18 protein-coding genes are annotated in these 19,556 nt (G+C 65.0%); 12 read left to right on the top strand and 6 right to left on the bottom strand.

Annotated elements, in window-relative coordinates:
• Positions 1 to 78: 78 nt before the first annotated feature.
• The gene (locus ABIA96_RS18490) at positions 79 to 1,887 is read right to left on the bottom strand and encodes a glucan ABC transporter ATP-binding protein/ permease (RefSeq protein ID WP_354138463.1); all 1,809 of its coding nucleotides are present in this window, start codon (positions 1,885 to 1,887) and stop codon (positions 79 to 81) included.
• A gap of 322 nt (positions 1,888 to 2,209) precedes the next feature.
• Between ABIA96_RS18490 and ABIA96_RS18485 the strand changes: the two genes are divergently transcribed.
• The 7 genes from ABIA96_RS18485 to ABIA96_RS18455 all read left to right on the top strand — a co-directional run bounded on the left by ABIA96_RS18485 (position 2,210) and on the right by ABIA96_RS18455 (position 8,004).
• Positions 2,210 to 2,599 (top strand): hypothetical protein, encoded by a 390-nt coding sequence (locus tag ABIA96_RS18485; protein ID WP_354138462.1) that lies wholly within the window; start codon positions 2,210 to 2,212, stop codon positions 2,597 to 2,599.
• Between the two features lie 103 nt (positions 2,600 to 2,702).
• Positions 2,703 to 3,107, top strand: coding sequence for a phosphoribosyl-ATP diphosphatase (hisE, locus tag ABIA96_RS18480; RefSeq protein WP_354138461.1), 405 nt, complete (start codon positions 2,703 to 2,705; stop codon positions 3,105 to 3,107).
• 46 nt (positions 3,108 to 3,153) lie between these two features.
• Positions 3,154 to 3,756 (top strand): YqaA family protein, encoded by a 603-nt coding sequence (locus tag ABIA96_RS18475; RefSeq protein ID WP_354138460.1) that lies wholly within the window; start codon positions 3,154 to 3,156, stop codon positions 3,754 to 3,756.
• A gap of 44 nt (positions 3,757 to 3,800) precedes the next feature.
• On the top strand, positions 3,801 to 4,340 hold the full coding sequence (locus ABIA96_RS18470; protein ID WP_354138459.1) for a hypothetical protein: 540 nt from the start codon (positions 3,801 to 3,803) through the stop codon (positions 4,338 to 4,340).
• A 28-nt stretch (positions 4,341 to 4,368) separates the two neighbouring features.
• Positions 4,369 to 5,769 carry an aspartate ammonia-lyase gene (locus ABIA96_RS18465; protein WP_354138458.1) on the top strand — a complete coding sequence of 467 codons (1,401 nt, stop codon included), beginning with the start codon at positions 4,369 to 4,371 and terminating at the stop codon, positions 5,767 to 5,769.
• A 271-nt stretch (positions 5,770 to 6,040) separates the two neighbouring features.
• A complete protein-coding gene (locus tag ABIA96_RS18460; RefSeq protein WP_354138457.1) occupies positions 6,041 to 7,009 on the top strand; it encodes an NAD(P)H-dependent flavin oxidoreductase in 969 nt (322 codons plus the stop codon).
• A gap of 221 nt (positions 7,010 to 7,230) precedes the next feature.
• Positions 7,231 to 8,004, top strand: a complete 774-nt coding sequence (locus ABIA96_RS18455; protein WP_354138456.1) for a thioesterase family protein — start codon at positions 7,231 to 7,233, stop codon at positions 8,002 to 8,004.
• A gap of 342 nt (positions 8,005 to 8,346) precedes the next feature.
• On the opposite strand, the gene ABIA96_RS18450 is transcribed toward ABIA96_RS18455, so the two are convergent.
• Positions 8,347 to 9,909: an AMP-binding protein gene (locus ABIA96_RS18450; protein ID WP_354138455.1), complete on the bottom strand. Its 1,563-nt coding sequence runs from the start codon at positions 9,907 to 9,909 to the stop codon at positions 8,347 to 8,349.
• 128 nt (positions 9,910 to 10,037) lie between these two features.
• On the opposite strand from ABIA96_RS18450, the gene ABIA96_RS18445 reads away from it, so the two are divergent.
• The 4 genes from ABIA96_RS18445 to ABIA96_RS18430 all read left to right on the top strand — a co-directional run bounded on the left by ABIA96_RS18445 (position 10,038) and on the right by ABIA96_RS18430 (position 13,039).
• Positions 10,038 to 11,003 carry an NAD(P)H-dependent flavin oxidoreductase gene (locus ABIA96_RS18445; RefSeq protein ID WP_354138454.1) on the top strand — a complete coding sequence of 322 codons (966 nt, stop codon included), beginning with the start codon at positions 10,038 to 10,040 and terminating at the stop codon, positions 11,001 to 11,003.
• Between the two features lie 122 nt (positions 11,004 to 11,125).
• The gene (locus tag ABIA96_RS18440; RefSeq protein WP_354138453.1) at positions 11,126 to 11,374 is read left to right on the top strand and encodes a hypothetical protein; all 249 of its coding nucleotides are present in this window, start codon (positions 11,126 to 11,128) and stop codon (positions 11,372 to 11,374) included.
• 132 nt (positions 11,375 to 11,506) lie between these two features.
• Positions 11,507 to 12,289 (top strand): hypothetical protein, encoded by a 783-nt coding sequence (locus ABIA96_RS18435; RefSeq protein ID WP_354138452.1) that lies wholly within the window; start codon positions 11,507 to 11,509, stop codon positions 12,287 to 12,289.
• Between the two features lie 84 nt (positions 12,290 to 12,373).
• On the top strand, positions 12,374 to 13,039 hold the full coding sequence (locus ABIA96_RS18430) for a hypothetical protein (RefSeq protein ID WP_354138451.1): 666 nt from the start codon (positions 12,374 to 12,376) through the stop codon (positions 13,037 to 13,039).
• A gap of 188 nt (positions 13,040 to 13,227) precedes the next feature.
• Here the strand turns inward: ABIA96_RS18430 and ABIA96_RS18425 are convergent, their stop codons facing one another.
• The gene (locus ABIA96_RS18425) at positions 13,228 to 13,452 is read right to left on the bottom strand and encodes a cysteine rich repeat-containing protein (RefSeq protein WP_354138450.1); all 225 of its coding nucleotides are present in this window, start codon (positions 13,450 to 13,452) and stop codon (positions 13,228 to 13,230) included.
• Between the two features lie 234 nt (positions 13,453 to 13,686).
• Here ABIA96_RS18425 and ABIA96_RS18420 point away from each other — a divergent pair, with 234 nt between their 5' ends.
• Positions 13,687 to 13,977 (top strand): hypothetical protein, encoded by a 291-nt coding sequence (locus tag ABIA96_RS18420; protein WP_354138449.1) that lies wholly within the window; start codon positions 13,687 to 13,689, stop codon positions 13,975 to 13,977.
• 50 nt (positions 13,978 to 14,027) lie between these two features.
• Here the strand turns inward: ABIA96_RS18420 and ABIA96_RS18415 are convergent, their stop codons facing one another.
• From ABIA96_RS18415 to ABIA96_RS18405, 3 genes are all read right to left on the bottom strand, one after another.
• The gene (locus tag ABIA96_RS18415) at positions 14,028 to 15,947 is read right to left on the bottom strand and encodes a sensor histidine kinase (protein WP_354138448.1); all 1,920 of its coding nucleotides are present in this window, start codon (positions 15,945 to 15,947) and stop codon (positions 14,028 to 14,030) included.
• Positions 15,944 to 16,615, bottom strand: coding sequence for a response regulator (locus ABIA96_RS18410; protein WP_354138621.1), 672 nt, complete (start codon positions 16,613 to 16,615; stop codon positions 15,944 to 15,946). Before ABIA96_RS18410 ends, ABIA96_RS18415 begins: the two co-directional genes overlap by 4 nt.
• Before the next feature lie 78 nt (positions 16,616 to 16,693).
• Entirely contained in the window at positions 16,694 to 19,369 is a 2,676-nt protein-coding gene (locus ABIA96_RS18405; protein WP_354138447.1) for a T6SS phospholipase effector Tle1-like catalytic domain-containing protein, read from the bottom strand.
• Positions 19,370 to 19,556: the final 187 nt, after the last annotated feature.

Below are 19,556 nucleotides of genomic sequence, written 5' to 3'. Positions count from 1 at the left end.
ACCTATACCGGCTCGTGCGTCGAGAATAGGGGCTTCCCCAGGGTATTCCGCAATGAAATAGGCTGAATTTCGACGGTCCTACGGGGACTTGGCGGCAGAGGCCGCAGCCTCGGCCGCACCCACGCTGGTTCGCGCATTCGCTTGAGCACTTTGCTGCACCATGAACTGGGCCTTGGCCAGTTCGGCAAAATGACCGCCTTTGGCCACGAGTTCATCGAAAGTTCCGCTTTCGATCACCCGTCCGTTCTCGAACACCAGGATCCGCGTGGCATTGCGGATGGTGGAGAGGCGGTGGGCGATTACGAAGGTGGTGCGGCCCTTCATCACTTCATCGAGAGCGGCATTCACCTTGGTCTCGGTGATGGCATCGAGCGCGCTGGTCGCCTCGTCCAGGATCAGGATCGGTGGGTCCTTCAGCAGCGCACGCGCGATCGACAGGCGCTGCCGCTCGCCGCCGGAGAGCATGCGGCCGCGCTCGCCGGCATTGGTCTCGAAGCCGCCGCTGCGCTCGATGAACTCGAGCGCCTGCGCGCGCTCGGCCGCCTTGCGCATGTCGGCCTCGGTCGCGTCCGGCTTGCCGACGCGCAAATTCTCGGCGATCGAGCGGTTGAACAGCAGCGCTTCCTGGAACACGACGCCGATGTTTCGCCGCAGCGATGTCAGCGTGACGCCGCGCACGTCCATGCCGTCGATCTTGATGAAGCCCGATTGCGGATCGAAAGCGCGATGCAGCAGCGCGATCGCGGTGGACTTGCCGGCGCCGGTCGGGCCGACCAGCGCGATGGTCTGGCCGGGCAGCGCGGTGAAGGAGAGGTCCTCGATCGCCGGCCGCTTGCCGTCATAGGAGAAGGTGACGTCGTTGAATTCGACGAGGCCGGAAAGCCGGCCGGCATCGATCGCGTCGAGCCGGTCGTGCACCGCGGGCACGGCATCGAGCACGTTGAAGAATTCGCGCAGACGCGGGGCTTCCATGAACACGTTGTTGATGAAGCTCACCACCTGCTCGAGCTTCTGGATCAGGAGCGTCGCGAAACTCACGAATATCACGATCTCGCCGACCGAGGTCTGCCCCTGGTCGTGCAGCGCGATGCCGAGCGCGAAGATTGCGAGCACGGTGATGGTGGTGGAGGCGCGCGTGATCACGGTGACGAGCGCCCACCACGACAGCACCGGCATCTGCGCTGCGAGCAGCTGGTCGGCGACGGAGCGCAGGCCCTTCACCTCGGACTCGACGCGGACGAAGCTCTGCACCAGCGCAACGTTGCCAAGTGCGTCGGAGGCGCGCGCGGAAAGCTCGCTGTACTGCTCCTCGACCGCCATCTGCATGCCGAACGTCTTGCGCACGACGAAGGTCGTCAGCACGGTGAAGACGATGCAGAGCACGAACAGCAGGATCGCGAGCCGCCAGTTCAGATAGAGCGACAGCGGCAGCAGCACCACGACCGAGAGGATCGCCGCGAAATGCTCGCGGAAAAAGCCGAGCCAGAGCCGCCACAGCGCGTCCGTGCCGTTGAGCATGACCTTCATCAGGCGGCCCGAATGGGTGCCGGAATGGAAGGTCAGCGGGAGTTGCAGGATGTGTTCGAAATAGCTCGTCAGCACCGCCTGGCGCTGACGGTGGGAGAGACGGTCGGCTTGCAGGGCAACGATCGCACTGCATCCGATGGTGAACAGTCCGAACGCGACCCACGCCATCAGGAACGGCCAGGCCGAGTTCGATCCCGCCACCGTCTTGCCGGAGAGCACGTCGACGATCCGGCCGAACAGCACCGGCTCGGCGAATTGCGAGGCCGCCAACAGGAGATTGGCGACCGCAAGCAGCCAGCCGAGCCGCGCCTCCTTGCCGAGCAGCTCGAGAACGCGGGTGTAGAGGCGAGGGATGGACATGCGATACGCTGAACCGTGAGGAGGTCGTCAGTCAACCAGTTGAGTGGTTGCAAGACTACACTGGTGTGGCCGGATCAAGCGACCTTCAACGAGCGGATATTGCTGACATCCACCGTTTGTTCGGCGTGCCAGGCGCGCAGCGCCTGCTGACGAGCGGGCTGGCGACGTCAACATGAATGGGAGATGAGCGGTGGTTGCGTCATGATCACGCAACCTCGTTCAGCTTGTGTTGGGGTTGGGGAACCCAACATGGGATCCGGGTGTTTGAAAGACATGAGCCTGTCTCGAGGCACCATTGAAGGTCCCAAGGAGGGTCCAAGCCATGTTTGACCGATTTTCGAAGTTTGCCGGCCGCAAGGCTGTTCTCGCCACTGCCGCGGTGCTGGCGCTGACCACCGTCGCTCCCACCGCATCGTTCGCAGGCGGCCGCCACTGGCATGGTGGCGGCGGTGCGGCCTTTGCCGGCGCAGCCATTGCGGGCGCCATCGGCACCGGGCTTGCGATCGCCGCGACCCGCGACGCGTACGCTTATGACAACGGGCCTTACTACGGTGGACCCGCTTACTACGGCGAGCAAACCTACTATGGCGGGCCGGCCTATTACAGCGGCTCGGGCTATTACGGGCGCAGTCGCGAATACCTGGGCAATAATGGCAGTGGCAGTCGCGACCCCTTTGCCACTTGCAGCCGAAGCGGCGCGGGTTGTTGGTAAGTGGTTGACCACGAAGGGCCGGCGCGCTTGTCGCGCCGGCCTTTTTGCCTTTTGTTGTCAAGCGTTAACGCGTCGACCACTTGTTTAGAGTAGTTTTGCGTACATGAGTGATTCGCTTGAGCGGCTATATCTGGCTGTGCTCGCGGCCAGAGATCTTGATCCGGCAACCTCGCGTACGGCCCGGCTGTTTCAGCGTGGGCCCTCCAAAATGGCGAAGAAGCTGGCCGAAGAGGCGATCGAGGTCGTGATCGACGCGGTCAACGGCGACACCGCGGCCGTGGTCCGGGAAAGCGCCGATCTGCTCTACAATCTCACCGTGCTCTGGGCTTCCGCCGGCGTGCGCCCGGAAGACGTCTGGCGTGAGATGTCGCGCCGTGAGGATATGCTTGGCATTGCCGAAAAGCTGCCGAAGTCGCCGATGAAGCTGCCTAAAGTCGCGTCACCGCGCGTTGCCGCCAGGCGGCCAATTGTCGCGATCGAGGGCCGTGTGGCGCGCAAGCGCCACTAGACGAGTCACAAAACGCTCAAAAACTGGCGATGGACAAATCCGTCCCATGGTGCTTCATCGCGGCGCCATGCTGAAACGTATCTACGACTGGTGCATCGACGCCGCCCACAAGCCCTACGCGCTCTGGATCTTGGGTGCCGTGGCTTTCGCAGAAAGCTCCTTCTTTCCGGTTCCGCCGGACATCATGCTGATCCCGATGTCGCTGGCGCGCCCGCAGCGCGCCTGGGTCTATGCGGCGATCTGTACTGCGACCTCGGTACTCGGCGGCCTGTTAGGATACGCCATCGGCGCGCTGCTGTTCGACTCGGTCGGCCACTGGCTGATCCAGGTCTATGGCCTCGGCGACAAGGTTGATGCTTTCCGCGCCTCCTATGCGGAGTGGGGCGCGGTGATCATCCTGCTCAAGGGCCTGACGCCGATCCCCTACAAGCTCGTTACCATCACCTCGGGCTTTGCCGGCTACAATATCGTTCTTTTCATCCTGTGCTCGATTGTCGCGCGTGGCGGACGCTTTTTCATCGTGGCGATCCTGCTCAACCGTTATGGCGACTGGATCCGGCACAAGCTCGAGGAGCATCTCGGCCTGTGGGTGGCGCTTGGCGCCGCCGTGCTGGTGCTCGGCTTCGTGGTGGCGATCAAGCTGATTTAAGCCCGCGCTTTGCCCCCGCGCCGGCTTCGGCTACGGTTGTCCCTATGATGGTTCGATCCGGAAATCCGGCAGTGCGGCTCGGGGCGCTGATCTCAGCGGTGCTGCTGCTCCTGCTCGGTGCCGGCGGGACCGGATGGCCGCAATCGGCGCCGCCGACGCTTGGCTTGCAGGAGCAGGGGCCGCAGGCCGCGCCACCGCCCTCGCCATCAGCTCCCCCGGTACCGCCCGCAGGCGAGGACAATCCCGGACTGATCCACGAAATGGGCAAGCTGTTCGACAAGCTGCCCTCGATCCTGCCGCCGATCAAAAGCCCCAGCGAGACCATGAACGATTTGTCGCGCCTGGCGCGGCCGTCCACCATGGTGTCGGGGCGCGTGGCCTGTCCGGTCTCGTCGAATGGCGCGCCCGACTGCAAACTGGCCGCCAACCAGCTCTGCCAGGGCAAGGGCTACAAGGAAGGCAAGAGCCTGAACACCGATTCCGCCGAGAAGTGCTCGACCAAAGTTCTCATTCCGGGCCGGCAACGCAAACCGGATGATTGCCGCACCGATACCGCCGTCACCAGCGCGCTGTGCCAGAACTGAGGACGTCGCGCGACCAAAGGAGCGCCCCATGAGCCGCACGGAGCAGGACTTCCTCGGACAGCGCGAGATCGCCGACGACATCTATTACGGCGTCCAGACCATCCGGGGGAAGGAGAACTTCCACATCACCGGCATTCCGATGAACCAGGAGCCTTACTTCGTGAAGGCGCTGGGTTACGTGAAGAAGGCCGCCGCGATGGCCAACCGCGATCTCGGCGCGATCGACACGAAGGTGGCGGATGCGATCATCCTCGGCTGCGACCGCGTCATCGCCGGCGACATGATGGACCAGTTCGTCACCGACTTCATCCAGGGCGGCGCCGGCACGTCGACCAACATGAACGCCAACGAGGTGATCGCCAATCTCGCGCTGGAATCGCTCGGCTTCAGCAAGGGCGATTACCAGCACGTCAGTCCGAACGACCACGTCAATTACGGCCAGTCGACCAACGACACCTATCCGACCGCGTTTCGGCTGGCGCTGATCCTGCGCCTCGAGAGCTACATGACGGCGCTGCGCCAGCTGCAAGAGGCCTTCTTCACCAAGGGCCGCGAGTTCGAGCGCGTGCTGAAGATGGGGCGCACGCATTTGCAGGACGCGGTGCCGATGTCGCTCGGCGCCGAATTCCGCGGATGGGGCACCACGATCGGCGAGGAGGTCGATCGCCTCTCGGAGGCGCGCGCGCTGCTGCGCGAGATCAATCTCGGCGCCACCGCGATCGGCACCTCCGTCACCGCGGCGCACGGCTATCCCAAACTCGCGGTCCGGCACCTGAGCGCGCTGACCGGCGTCGACTTCATTCTCGCCGGCGATCTGGTCGAGGCGACCTCGGACACCGGCGCCTATGTGCAGCTTTCCGGCGTGCTCAAGCGCACCGCGAGCAAACTCACGAAAATCTGCAACGACATCCGCCTGCTCGCCTCCGGGCCGCGCGCCGGCTTCAACGAGATCAACCTGCCGCAATTGCAACCGGGCTCTTCGATCATGCCCGGCAAGATCAATCCCGTGATTCCCGAGGTCGTCAACCAGACCAGCTTCCTCGTCATCGGCCTCGACACCACGGTGACGCTCGCGGCTTCCGCCGGCCAGCTCCAGCTCAACGTGATGGAGCCGGTGATCTCGTTCGCGTTGTTCTTCTCGATCCGCACCATGGAGCGCGCGGTCAACAGCCTGCGAGAGAACTGCGTGCTCGGTATCACCGCCAACGAGGAGCACACCCGGAACATGGTGCTGAACTCGCTGGGTATCGTGACAGTGCTGAAGCCGCTGCTCGGCTACAAGCAATGCGCCGAGATCGCGCGCGAGGGCTACAAGAGCGGCAAATCGCTGCACCAGATCGTGGTGACCGAGCGCAAGCTGCTGACGCAGGAAAAATGGGACGAGATGTTCTCGTTCGAGCGGTTGATCAATCCGGATTTGATCGGGTAGGTGGTCGTCGTCCGCAGCTCGCTCCTCGTCATTGCGAGGAGCTCTTGCGACGAAACAATCCAGACTGTCTCTGCGGCAAAAGACTGGATTGCTTCGCTGCGCTCGCAATGACGGAGAGGGGAGGTTGTGCGCAGCCGGAATTCCGCGCGTTGGAATTGCGGTAACGGCGTCCGCCACGGCGCCACAACGCAATACTTGACAGTGGAAAGATTGCCTTGTTGGTATGGCTCCCAACCTTCAATGCGTCTGCCCAACAAAGGATCGCTCCGCAATGTCCATGCCTGCTCTGTTCAAGGGACGCCTGTCGATCCCGGTGATTGGTTCGCCGCTCTTCATCATCTCGGTGCCCGACCTCGTGATCGCGCAGTGCAAGGCGGGCGTGGTCGGCTCGTTCCCGTCGCTGAACGCGCGGCCGCCGGAGCTGCTCGACGAGTGGCTGGCGCGGATCACCGAAGAGCTCGCGGCCTATGATCGTGCCCATCCCGACAAGCCGTCGGCGCCGTTCGCGGTCAACCAGATCGTGCACAAGTCGAACAACCGGCTCGACCACGACATGCAGCTCTGCGCCAAATACAAGGTGCCGATGATCATCTCCTCGCTCGGCGCGCGCGAGGAGTTGAACCAGGCCGTGCACGGCTGGGGCGGCATCGTCTTCCACGACGTGATCAACCAGAAATTCGCCCACAAGGCGATCGAGAAGGGCGCAGACGGCCTGATCCTCGTCGCGGCCGGCGCCGGCGGTCATGCCGGCACAATCTCGCCGCTCGCCTTCGTCGCCGAAACCCGCAAATGGTTCGACGGCCCGATCGCGCTGTCGGGCGCCATCGGCAACGGCAGGGCGATCCGCGCCGCGCGCGTTCTCGGCGCCGACTTCGCCTATATCGGCTCCGCCTTCATCGCGACCAAGGAAGCCAACGCGGTCGAGAACTACAAGGAGATGATCGCGGGAGCGAGCGCCGACGACATCGTCTACTCCAACCTCTTCACCGGCGTGCACGGCAATTATTTGAAGCCGTCGATCCTCGCCGCCGGCATGGATCCGGAAAACCTGCCGACCTCCGATCCCTCCAAGATGAATTTTGGCACCGACGCCTCCGGCGAACGCGCCAAGCCGAAGGCCTGGAAGGAAATCTGGGGCTCCGGCCAAGGCATCGGCAGCGTCGACGGCGTCGTGCCTGCGGCCGAGATGATCGCGCGCTTCAAGAAGGAATACGACGAGGCGATCGATCCGCCGCTGTGATCGGCGGTTATTGTAGCGCGCGTATCTTTCATCCGTCGTCCCGGACAAGCGCAGCGAAGCGGAGCGCTGATCCGGGACCCATGCCCCCAGGGAGTGGTTTGGCGAAGACTCGGAGTGGGCGTCTCGCGTCACAACGCCTCCCTGTGGTTATGGGTCCCTGCGTTCGCAGGGACGACAGCTATTGCTGAGGTCCGACCGTTTAAGCCAACAGAGATTGAGCAATGACTGCCATCTACCGCGTCGACGGCAACAGCGTCGTCACCAGCCCTGATGCAGCCGGTCCGTGGGACCGGCGCATGCAGCACGGTTCGGCGCCGTCGGCGCTGGTGACGTGGGCAGCGGAGCGGATTCCGACTCCGGTGCCGATGAACATCGCGCGCGTCACCATTGATCTGATGCGCCCGGTGCCGGTGGCGCCGCTCATGATCGAGGCGAAAGTCCTGCGTGAGGGCCGCAAGATCCAGCTCTGCGAGGTCAAGCTGCTCGCTGACGGCGTGCAGGTCGTCGGCGCCACCGTGCTCAAGATCAAGCAGCAGTCGCAGCCGCTGCCCGACGACGTCAAGGATTTGCCGGTCACGCTGCCGTCTCCTGAGGATTCCCTGGTCGAGGACGGCCATGGCGCGACCAGTCCGTTCGCGGGCATGGTCTCGATGCGCGCCGCGCGCGGTCGCTTCGGCCAGGCCGGTGCCGGCGCGATCTGGTTTCGCCTCGACCATCCACTGGTCGCGGGCGAGGCGGTCTCGCAGGCGATGCGCGCCGTGGTCGCCGCCGATTTCTCCAACGGCACCGCCTCGACGCTCGACTTCCGCGCCTGGACCTACATCAACGCCGACCTCACGGTGAGCCTCGCACGCCAGCCGGTCGGTGACTGGATCCTGCTCGACGGCGAATCCTGGATCGGCCCGGATGGCGCCGGGCTCGCGATGTCGCGGCTTGCGGACAGGCTGGGATACTTTGGCCGCGCGGTGCAGAGTTTGGTGATCGAGAAGCGGTAGGCGTAACAGCAAGCGCCGCAATTGCTGCGGGGCCGATTGAACGGCAGGCTTCCGCCGCCGCGGAAGGGATGCAAGGTCGTGCTCGACCAGGACATCCTGCCTGTTCATACTCCGTAGAAGATCTTGATCTCCCACAGCACCACGATGATAGCCGTGATCAACGTGACCGCGGCGACAGCACTTTCCAGGGAAGCGACTCTCATCTCTTACTCCGCTTCCCAGCCCCATCAGCGGTCTAGTTGATTCCCTGATTCGCCGGCAATCGGGCGGCCACCGCAAACGCGCACTCCGTCGCGCATTGTGGTTCCGGGGCCACAACGACTCCGTAGAATTCCGGGGTATTTACCCCACCATCCGGTCCCGGCCGCTCCAGAAGCCGGCGCGCAGCGCCTTCTTGTCGACCTTGCCGACGCCGGTCATTGGCAATTGCTTGACGAACTGGATCTGCTTCGGCGCATGCGCGGAACCTTTTCGTGATCGCACCAGATTGATCAGCTCGTCGGCGTCGGGCTTTGCGCCCTCGCGCGGCACGATGATGGCGGTGACGGCCTCGCCCCATTTCTCGTCGGGGACGCCGACGACCGCGACCATCGCGACGTCTGCGTGTTGCGACAGCACGTCCTCGACCTCGCGCGGAAAGATGTTGAAGCCGCCGGTGACGATCATGTCCTTCTTGCGGTCGAGGATGAACATGTAGCCGCGCTCGTCCCGGCGCGCGATGTCGCCGGTGTGGACCCAGCCGTTCCTGAGCGTCTCGGCGGTGATGTCAGGCCGCTTCCAGTATTCCGCCATCACATGCGGCGCGCGCACGCAGATTTCGCCGGCGTCACCGGTCCTCACTTCCTGGTCGTTGTCGTCGAGGATTTTCACCTCGCAGGCCGCGATCGGAAAGCCGCACGACAAGAACAGCTCGGGCGTTTTGGGATCGTGGTCCTTCTTGCGCAGCACCGAGACCGGATAGCATTCGGTCTGGCCATAGAGCTGCGAGAACACCGGGCCGATGCGCTCGATGCCCTCGACCAGCCGGCTCGGCGACATCGCGGATGCGCCATAGAGCACGAGCTCGAGCGAGGAGAGGTCTGTCTTGCTCAGCGCGGGATGATCGAGCAGCACATAGATCATGGTCGGCACGAACAGCGTGAAATTGATGCGCTCGCGCGCGATCGTCGCCAGTACCGCCTCGGGATCAAATCCCTTCAGCATGTGCACGGTGCCGCCACGCATCAGGGTCGGCAGCACCTTCGTGCCGGCAACATGGCTGATCGGCGCGACCGTGAGATAGCGCGCGGCGTCGGGGATCTCGAAGTCGGCGAGGATCGCGCCGGCCGCTCCGGCGTTTTCGCGGTGATGGCGCAGCGCGCCCTTGGACTTGCCGGTGGTGCCGCCGGTGTAATTCAGCGTGGAGAGATCGTCGAGACCGGCGAGGCACTGCGCGCTGGCATGGCCCGCGCTCTCGATCGCCGTCAGCAGATCGACGCCATAGTCGGCCGGCCCCATGGTGAAGACCGCCTTGAGCCGGGGTGCCAGCGTGGCGAGCTCACCGCCGCGATCGCGGAAGGCGGCCGCATCGACCACCAGCACCTCCGCCTCGGAATCATCGAGCTGGAAGAGTTGGTCTGCCTGGGATCCCAGCGGATGCAGCCAGATGATGCAGCAGCGCGACAATTGCGCAGCGACACCGGCGCACCATGTGTCGGCGCGGTTCGCGGTGAGGAAGGCGACGCGCGCGCCGGGCTGTAGTCCAAGCCGCATGAACACGCCCTGGACGCGTCCGATCAAATCAAGAGTGCCCTGATAGCTCAGCGATCCGCCGGGCCAGGCGAACGCTGTGCGGCCGGGATAGCGCGCCAGCGCCCGCAGCGTCTGCGCACAAGTCGGCGACGATGCATGCAGCGGATCGGACATATGTTTGTTTCCTCGTTGCTTTGTCATCGGCTTCTCACGTGCCAATGTTGCCAATGACGCTAGCACAGAGAGTGCGGGATGGAACGGCAAAGCCCGCGCGCGGAGCCAAGAGTAATCAGGAGGCATGGTTGGAATCCGATCGACTGCAACGCTTCGGCGACCGCCTCGCTCTGCCTTTGATCGCGGCGCCGATGTTTCTGGTGTCAGGCGTCGAACTGGTGGTCGCGGCCTGCCGCAACGGCGTGATCGGCAGCTTTCCCACCGTGAACTGCCGCAGCACGGAACAGCTTGACGAATGGCTCACCGAGGTCGCAATGCGGCTGCGGCAGCACGAGGATCAAACCGGCCGCAAGGCCGCGCCGCTCTGTCCGAATTTGATCGTGCATCGCTCCAACGTGCGGCTGGAGCAGGATCTCGCCGTGCTTCTGCGGCACAAGCCTGAGATCGTCATCACGTCGGTCGGTTCGCCTGCGCCGGTGTTGAAGCCGCTGCATGATGCAGGCGCGCTGGTGCTGGCGGACGTCGCCTCGATCCGCCATGCCGAGCGTGCAGCTGAAGCGGGTGCGGACGGCTTGGTGCTGCTTACCGCAGGTGCGGGCGGGCAGACCGGGTGGCTCAATCCGTTCGCGTTCGTCCGTGCGGTGCGGGCGTTCTACGACGGCATCATCGTGCTCGCCGGCGGCATCAGCGACGGCCGCGCGCTGCACGCGGCCGAAGTGCTCGGCTGCGATCTCGGCTACATGGGCACGAAATTCATCGCGACGTGCGAGAGCATGGCGGATGAGCGTCATAAGCGGATGCTGGTCGACAGCGGCGCCGACGATATTCTGCTCACCACCGCCTTCACGGGCTTGCAGACCAGCATGCTGAAGCCGTCGATCGTCGCGGCCGGGCTCGATCCCGACGATTTGCCAGCGCGCGGCACCATCGACATCGGCAAGGACATCGACGTCACCGCGCGCGAGAACCGTCCCAAACGCTGGCGCGATATCTGGAGCGGGGGGCATTCGACGTCTGGTGTCACCGACGTGACGGCGGTCGACGATCTCGTTGCCTGGACGGTCGCCGAGTACCGCGACGCGGGTGGGCGATAGCGTTCTGCGCCCCAGCACGGTTAATCCCGCATGGCTCCGCAGCCCGCCACTTAACGCCAGATTAACTATCGCCCGCCAAGAATCCCCCTCACGGCCGCCAATCAGGACGAGAGGGACAGGCGATGGATTTCGATTTTCTCAACAGCAGGACAGCTGCAACGCTGGACGAGATTCGCGTCCGCGTCGCCCATGCGCTGGCCCGCCACCCGCTGTGCCGCAACGTCCGTTTCGACATCGTCAGCGTCCCCCGCACCCGTCGGGGCGGAAACTGGACGGTGACGCTGCAATCGGTCGAGCCGCGCGGGGTCTGGGAGGCCTCCGAGATCGTCGCCGACATCCAGGATGCCTATGATCTGGCGCTAGCTGCCTGATCTTATTAGGCTCTTTTGATTGTCGCAGGAGGCGTGGTGATTGTCGCCGCAAAGGCACACTCAAGCCTTAATTCGTGCCCTTTTCCCGGGCATCGCTAACAACCTCGTGAAGCGGTTCTTCCGGAGAGACGTTTGTCCAGAGCCATCACCCTCATCGTGCTGACCTGCTTCCTCGTCCTCGGTGCCGCCACCACTGCCATTCTCGGCCGTGACAGCGTGCCCAGCGTCAGCGCCGAAATGATCACGCAGGCGCCGCCGAAGCCGCTCGCCGCCAACCGCGCCGCCAAGGCCGACCGGCTGGTTCCGACGCTGGCGCTGGCCTCGGCCGCGATCGATCCGGTGCAGGTTCCAGCCGACAGGCTCTCGCAGGCGCCGGTGCTGACCGAGCCACTGCGCCAGGCCTTTGCCGCGGCGACGTCTGATTTCCCGATGCCCAAGGCCGCCGAGTCCAAGGCGGCTGAATCCAAGGCTTCTGAATCCAAGGCTTCTGAATCCAAGGCTGGCGAGACCAAGCTTGCCTCGCTGGAGCCATCTGCTGCCGCGGAGGCGCCGACCGGCGCGCTTCACGAAGCCCCGGCCAAGCCGAAGGTCGCCGCCAAGCCGCAGAAAACCTATTCGCTGCTCTCCGACGTGCAGATCGCCGGCATCAGAGATCGCCTGAAGTTGTCATCGTCGCAGGAATATTACTGGCCGTCTGTCGAGACTGCGCTGCGCAACGTCGTCCGCAAGATTTCGGCCAGCAAGCTCTCCAATCCGAACGGCCCGAGCGTGCCGATCGATCCGAACTGCGACGAGGTCCAGCAATTGAAGTCGGCGGCGATGCCGCTACTGTTCCAGCTGCGCGAAGATCAGAAGGAAGAAGTGCGCAAGCTCGCCCGCGTCATCGGGCTCGAGAAGGTCGCGCAGCAGATCTGAGGTGACGTTCCCTCGCGGGAACCACTTGAATCAGGAACATCCGGCAATCCTCAGGCGTTGCTCGCTCCAAACAGGAGTGGACCAATGCGCGCTTCAACAGCCTATTTCGTCGGTGCCGGATCGATCGTCGCCGCCATCGTTATTGGTCTGGGCGGCGGCATCGTGGCCGGCAATATCATGCATCCGATCGCACCCAAGCAGGGGCCCGATACCAGCACGATGGCGCAACGCGCTGAAGCCTCCGCGCCGGCCACGACGAACGCGCCGTCCGAGCGCTTGCAATATCTCACAGGCTCGCAAAGCTTTGGCGCGTTGATCGCGGCGCCGGCTCAGGCGCAGAACGAAGCCAAGCCTGACGCGGGAACTACTCAGGCCAATGCTGAATCGCAGGCGTCGCCGCAGACGGCGACGGTCGAGTCGCCCAAGCCGGTGTCACCGGCTTCTCAGGCGACCGAGCCAGCCGAACAGCAAGCTTCGACGGAGCCGACACCCTCTCCCGACAATGCCTATGCCAAGGCCAGGGATTCTGACGTGAAGCGCGCTGCGTCGGAGCGGCGGCGGGCGGAGCGGCACCAGCGCTGGGCCGAGCGCCGCCGCTATGATCAACGCGATGCACGTGCCGCGCGCGATCAGACCAATTGGGATGATGTCGCGCGCAACGTTCGCGAAGATTCCGACGCGCGTGACTATACGAGCCGTCCGCGCGGTGGCGCTCCGCGGATGATGCTGTTTGGCAACGATGACAATTGACGCGTGATTTGCCGCCGCGCGCGATCGTGAGCGGCGGTTCGTTCTGCGGCAACCCTTGCCGTAAAATCTATCCGCGAGCCCGAAATCGTAGGGCGAGCAAAGGCGCAAAGCGCCGTGCCCACCAACAGAAGTGGTGGGCACGCTGTCGCTTTGCCCACACGATACTGCTCGTGTGGAAAGGTCCACCCCTACCCGCCGTGCGACTCCACCACCTTGCGGCAGCTGTCCGAAAGCTTGGCCTTGTTCTCGCGCAGGCAGGCATTCATCTCTGGCGGCTTGCCGACATGTTCGGCGCAGAATTTGCTGGCGTCGCCGCGGCAGGCCATCTGCTCCTGCGGCGTGGGACCTGATTGCGCGGTGGCGGGCAGGACAGCGGCTGTGAGCAGCAGCGCGGCAAGGATTGAAATCTTCATAAAGCACCTCTTTGCAATTGTGACGGGTCCCGCTCGGGATCGGGCGCGCCGGACCATCTCGCGGAGATCCATGGCCGGTCCATGCCATGTTCATGGCATCGGCTCGGCGGCTGGCGCGCCGCACCCCCATCTTCATGGCATGTCTTGGCGCATCGTCTTTTGTCATTGAGGCTGCACGTCGGCTGCGAGACCCGGTGATTGCATCGGGCGCCGAACGGGAAGCAGGAGAGCAAAATGTCGAAAACAACGGGAGCGCTGAGTGCCGGGCTGACGATGATGATGCTGGCGGGGGCGGCGGTGGTGACGCTGGGCACGAGCCCGGCGCAGGCGGTGGTCTATTGCAAGACGGTCGGCGTGCCCAAGGGTTGCGTGGTGAGGCCGGTCGGAGCGGTGGTGGTCGCACCAGGCGCACCGGTTGCCGCAGCAGCGGTGGTAACGCCTGGCGTCGGTGCGCCCGGCGTCGGCGTCCGCGCCGGTACGCCGATGAATCGCGGCGGCCCGGTCAATCGCGTCGGCGTGCGCTGAGCAGGACTCTTCACCTCGCCCCACATCGTGGGGCGAGGTGAAGGAGGACTTCAGCCCGCGGCCGGGTCGCTGTCTGGAAAGACCTGCGGCAATTGCAGTCGCACGCGCGTGCCCGATTCATCCGAGCTCAGATCGAGCACCGCGCCACAGCGCGTGGCGCGGACTCGCATGTTGCGCAGGCCGCGCGCCGTCTGGCTCGCGCCCGCGGCGTCACCGTCGTCACGAAGGGCAAAGCCGCGACCGTCGTCGGCGACGCTAATCACGCCGTACGGCCCCTGGCCGTCGTCGCGCGTCTCGATGGCCACAATGATGTGCCGCGCGGTCGCGTGCTTGACTGCATTCGTCACGGCCTCGTCCAGGATGCGTACGATCTGGATGACGTGCCAGGGCCTGAGTTCAGGGTGCAACGGCAGGCCCTGCGGCGTCGCCACGCTCCAGTCGAGCGCGATGTCATGCGGCCGCAATTGCATCGCCGCGCGCTCGCGCCAGGAGCCGAGCGCGAGCATGAGATCGCCGCCGATGTCGTCCATGGAATCGATGACGAGGCGCAAATCCTTCAGCGCCGCGCGCGCTGCATCGGTGATGGTCGCGCCCTCGTGCCCGCGCTCGGAGAGCGCGACGATGCTGATCAGCTGGCCGCCGAGGCCGTCATGCAGGTCGCGCATCAGCCGCGTGCGCTCGTTGGCCAGCGCTGTGGCCCGGGCGCGCGCCTCCTCGCGTGCAAAACTCGCCTTCAGCCGTTCCTCGGCCTCGCGCACGCGGGCGACGAGCTGGCCGGCAAAGCTGTCGACCTGGTTCAGCGCACGGGCGAAGCGCCAGGTCAGCCTGGCGCCGATCGCGATCAGCAGCGCCGAATAGGACAGCCGCGACACGAAGGTGCGCTCGTTGGGCATGATCTCGAACACCGACAGCATATCGTGGACCCAGCAGGTCAGCACGATGGTCGCCGCGCAGCCGAGCGCGAAGCTGGCCACGTCCCTGCGCCGGAGCACGGCGTAGGCCGCAATGCCGGCCATCAGGACGAGGCAGAACCCGACCGTGGGGATGCCGAGCAGCAGGAAGAGAATACGCGGTAGCGGCGGACCGGCGATGAGGCCGCCGGCGATCACGATGAGCCCCGGTACGAACAGCAGCACGCCGTAACGCGGCCAGCGCCAGCCGAGAAACAGCATGGTCGACACCACGATCAGCGCGCTCTCAAGCGGTGCGGAGGAGAGCAGCACCCCGGCCAAGCGGGATGAGGTGGCCGGCGGCAGCGGCGGCGTGAGGAAGGCCTGCACCACGCCGAGCACCATCGCTGTCGCCAGCACGCCATAGACTGGCTCGTGGCGCCGCATCAGCCACATGATTGCGAGAATGACGGCGAGGATCGATTGCCAGGCGGAGAACACCACGGGCAGCGTGACGAACAGCAGCGTCCGCGTCTCGTAGGCGGGACGCAGGGCGGCGTCAGGCCCGACATAGACGGTGTCGAGAAAGCCGCGCAGCGGTCCCCACACGAACAGCCGCACGGTGATGTCGTTGCTGCCGTCGCGCAGCAGCGAGACGGGGATCACCGCGATCTCCGGCGTGTTCCGGTCGGGCCGGTTGGCGGTGGGATCGCGCCGGGAGTCCAGGATGGCGACGCCGTTGACCGCAATCTCCACACCGTTGCTGAAGCGCGGCAGGAAGACTGACCAGGTCGTATCGGCGGCATCGGGCTTGAAAGCAAACTTGCCCGAGTAAATCGGCGGATCGGCCAGTGAATAGCGCGACGCGGTCACATGCGGCAGCGTCACAGGCCGCGTCGTGCCGGCTTCGCGCAGGGAAACGTCGTTCAAGGCAAAATCGTCGGGGTCGCGCGGCTCCAGCAGCCGCAGCCCGAGCATGGTGGCGATCACGACCAGCGCCTGGATCAGCAGATACGGCACCAGACGCGCCAACCGCAGCCTGCGCCGTGGGATCGCGGCCGTCGCGGCAAGATCGCTCACAGCTTGATCAGGCCCTGCTGCACGGCCTCGAACACCGCTTCGCCGCGCGTGTGCACCTCGAGCTTGCGATAGATGTTCTTGATGTGGCCGGGCACGGTCTGCCTGGACAGGCCGAGACGGCTCGCGATCTCGGCGTAGCTGAACCCCTTGGCGATGCCCCAGAGGATGTCGATCTCGCGCGGCGTGAGTTTTGCGGTGTTGAGCGCGGGCCCGGGCGGCGGCTCAGCGGAGCTTTGTGTTCGCCGCACGATGAAGCGCGCGATCGAGGCCGAGATCGGCGAATGCCCGGCGACGAGATCGCGTACAGTGGTGGCAATGTCGGACGGGAAGGCGTCCTTCAAGAGATAGCCCGTGGCGCCGACGGTGATCGCGGAGATCACGCTTTCCTCGTCGCCAAGCGCCGAGATCACCATGATCTCGGTGTCCGGAAAGCGTCGCCTTGTCTCGCGGATCAGCTCGACGCCATGGCCGTCGGGCAGCCGCAGATCTGTCAGCAGCACGCGCGGCGCGCCGGCGGCCAGCGCATTACGGGCCTCGCCGAGCGAACCGGCCGTGCGCACCTCGTAAGCGGCTTTCAGCAGTGCGTCCTGAAGACGCCAGCAGGTCGGCGCGTCGTCTTCGACGAGGAGGATGGTGATGGCCTCACCGGTCTCGCCCTGGTCCGTCATGGTCATGGTCCCGGCCACGTGTCCCCCGCAGCGCGTGAGCCAAGCTTAGCCGCGGCGTTGCGAGCGCGACACCCATAATCATGGGGGCGGGGGCGAGGGCAGCCGCTGGACCCGGATCGTCGCCGTTCCGCTGTTGTTTTTGTAGAACTGGACTCGCCGTCCCTGGACCGGCACGAGCCAGCGCGGTGCGAGCCGCGTGGGGATGAGCCGCGGGAAGAGCTGGACGGCGTCATTGACATAGAAGAACAGCTCGCCGGCCTCAGGGGCCTCGAATTCCGCGACAAACAGTTCGGACAATCCCTGCTTGCGCCAGAGCGCGCGTGCCGCCGGCAGTGCCGCGGCGGGGATCTGCTCGAAATCCCCGAACGGCTTCCACACGCGGTTCAATTCGCTCCCCGGTGTCTTGAACTCCGCGGAGTCCTCGATGTGGATAGGGTAGTTGTCCTTGCTCTCGTCCTCATAGGCCGGCACCGTCGCATTGACCCGCCGCGGCAGCTCGCTCGCCGGGACTCCGTTGATGGCTTGCAGCGGTAGATCGTATGATCCGCGCGTGCCCACCCGTACGATCGGCTGGAACCAGTTTGCGCCCTGGAGCCGCAGGATCGGGACGGCAAGGCGGTGGGTCGAATCCGGCGGGGTCGTGAATCCATTCAGGCCGGTCATGATGGTGCGGTCGAACCACGGATCGGCCATCTCAATCCAGACGCGGTATTTGCGGCCCTTCTCGACCGCGAGGCGGCTTGGCCAGCAGAAATCGCTGACGTCGAACAGTTCGCCGTCGCGCGCCGTCACCGGCGTGTCGCCGATGGCACGCACCGATGCGCTGCTCTTGCAGAAGTCGCCGACGCCCGCGCGCCAATCGAGATAGCCGCGGGACAGCAACAGCAGTGCGGAGCCGAAAATGGCGGCGAGGAAAATCGCCGGCATCAGGACGTTGGTGAAGGCCATGCGCACCGGCCAGGCATGCAGCCGCATCCAGCGGCCGATCGCGAGCAACCAGCCGGATTTGCTGACCCGGCTTCGCGATGCCATCCGGTCGGGCCGGTACCACGCCAGTCGGGCGCGTTCCTGGATGCTGTCGCGCAGCGCCGCATTCCTGTTCCACGCGATCAGGATGATGATGACGAGGACCGTGGTGACGAAAGGATAATAGAGCGCGATCGCAAGCCATGGTGCCGCGTAGGAGGGCAGCACGCTCGCGAGCAGATCGGCGAACGGCTTGACGACCGTGCTCGTGCCGTTGTCGATCGCCGTGATCCATTTGAGCAGGGTGGTATCCTCGAGCCCGTGCTCCTTGGTCGAGCCCACGACGGAACGCGCGATCCAGGGCCACGCGGCGAGGATGCCGAGCGCGATCAGCAGCGAGAAATAGGCGAAGCGGCGCCACCACACGGTGTCGAGGACCTGCCGCGCCATCTCGGGATTCGGCGGGCTCATCGCCATGAAGGCGTCGGCTTCCGCGGCCTTATGGCCATCGCCTTCTCTCTTCGCGTAGGCGGATCTCATCGCCTTGCGCGTTTCGTCCCGCGTCAGCGGCAGCACCTGTCCGTCCGGCAGCAGCACCCTGGCATTTGCCGGAAGCGTCAGCGGCGCGTAATTGTCGCATCCGTGCAGCATGCGCTCGACCACGCCGAAATGCACCACCGGCGGCCCGCCATCCTCCACCCGGTCGTGGATCGGCCGCGGGCCGTAGCGGTAAAGCACCCCCGCGCCGCTGCGCGAATCGTGCCTCGGTCCGATCGCCGACTGGTACTCGCGGAAGCGCGCGATCGTACCGTCCTGGAAACGGAGCTGGTTGCCGAGCTGCTCGGCCATCCAGACCAACGGCACAAAGGACAGCGTGGATTCCGGATAGCCGCCGCCGATGTCGGAATGGACGCCCGCGAACCACACCTCCTTGACGATCTGCCCCTCGGCAAGCTTGGCCTGATCGATGCGCAGCGGGTGGAAGGTGGTACGTTCGTCGTCGAGCGCGAGCGCATGACAGGCGTGCTTTACCTTGTCGGAGAGCCGGTAGTTTCGGAACGAGATCGGCCAGATCGCCCAATCGATCGCGACACGGAGCTCCTCGATCGGTACGCCGAACGCCTCGACCGTGTCGAACAGTCCGAGGAATTCGATCTTGACCTCCTTGCGGCCGTCCATGGCCTCGCGGACCCTCGCGTAGGAGCGATGCCCGAAAACGAGGTGATAGAGATAGATCAGAACGTCGCGGATCCAGCGCACGAACCAGATCGTCGGCAGGCTGCGATAGCCGACCGATCCCTTGCGATACTCCCGCCACGCAGCCATCGTGTTGCGCTGCATTTCGGCATGCGACACGGCGACCTTGTCGATCACCGCCGGCACCAGACCCTGGCTTGCGATCAGGGCTGCCAGCGTGCGCGCGGTAAAGGCGCCGCGGCTGAAGCCGAAGATGTAGATTTCGTCGCCCTCCCGCCAATTCCAGCACAGGAAGCGATAGAGCATGCGGACGTTGGCCGGCACGCCGATGCCGGTGGCGCCGTCGAGCGCGGCGAACGGCGCCCAGCCGGCGGTGCCGACGCCCTTGATGTAATAGGCGATCTGGTCGGGCTTGGTATGGTCGAGCGCCTCGTAGAGACGCCAGACGCTGGATTCCTGGGTGGTGAAGGCATTGCCGGTGCCGTCGGCGAACAGCACCAGCTTGCGCGGCGGCCGTGCGTCGGGTGCGGCCTCGCCGGCATCCGGATTGTTGTGCGCGTGCTCCGGTCCCGCCCCATCCCGGTGCGACATGGATTCCTCCGAAAATTCAGTTGGGATGCTTTAGGCCCGCCCGGCATCCTTCAAATTCAATCAGTGGTTCTGTCGTGAAATAAGGGATGTATTTCATCCACAATCGCGCTGAGGTAGCAAGAAGGATTGCGCCGTCTCGCTCCGGCTGTCTATGAACTCCGCCACACTCGTCAAAAGAAATGCCCGG

This window comes from Bradyrhizobium sp. LB11.1, from assembly GCF_040549385.1.
Taxonomy (GTDB): domain Bacteria; phylum Pseudomonadota; class Alphaproteobacteria; order Rhizobiales; family Xanthobacteraceae; genus Bradyrhizobium.
Note: the sequence above shows the minus strand (reverse complement) of the source record. Positions and strands in the feature narration are given on the sequence as shown.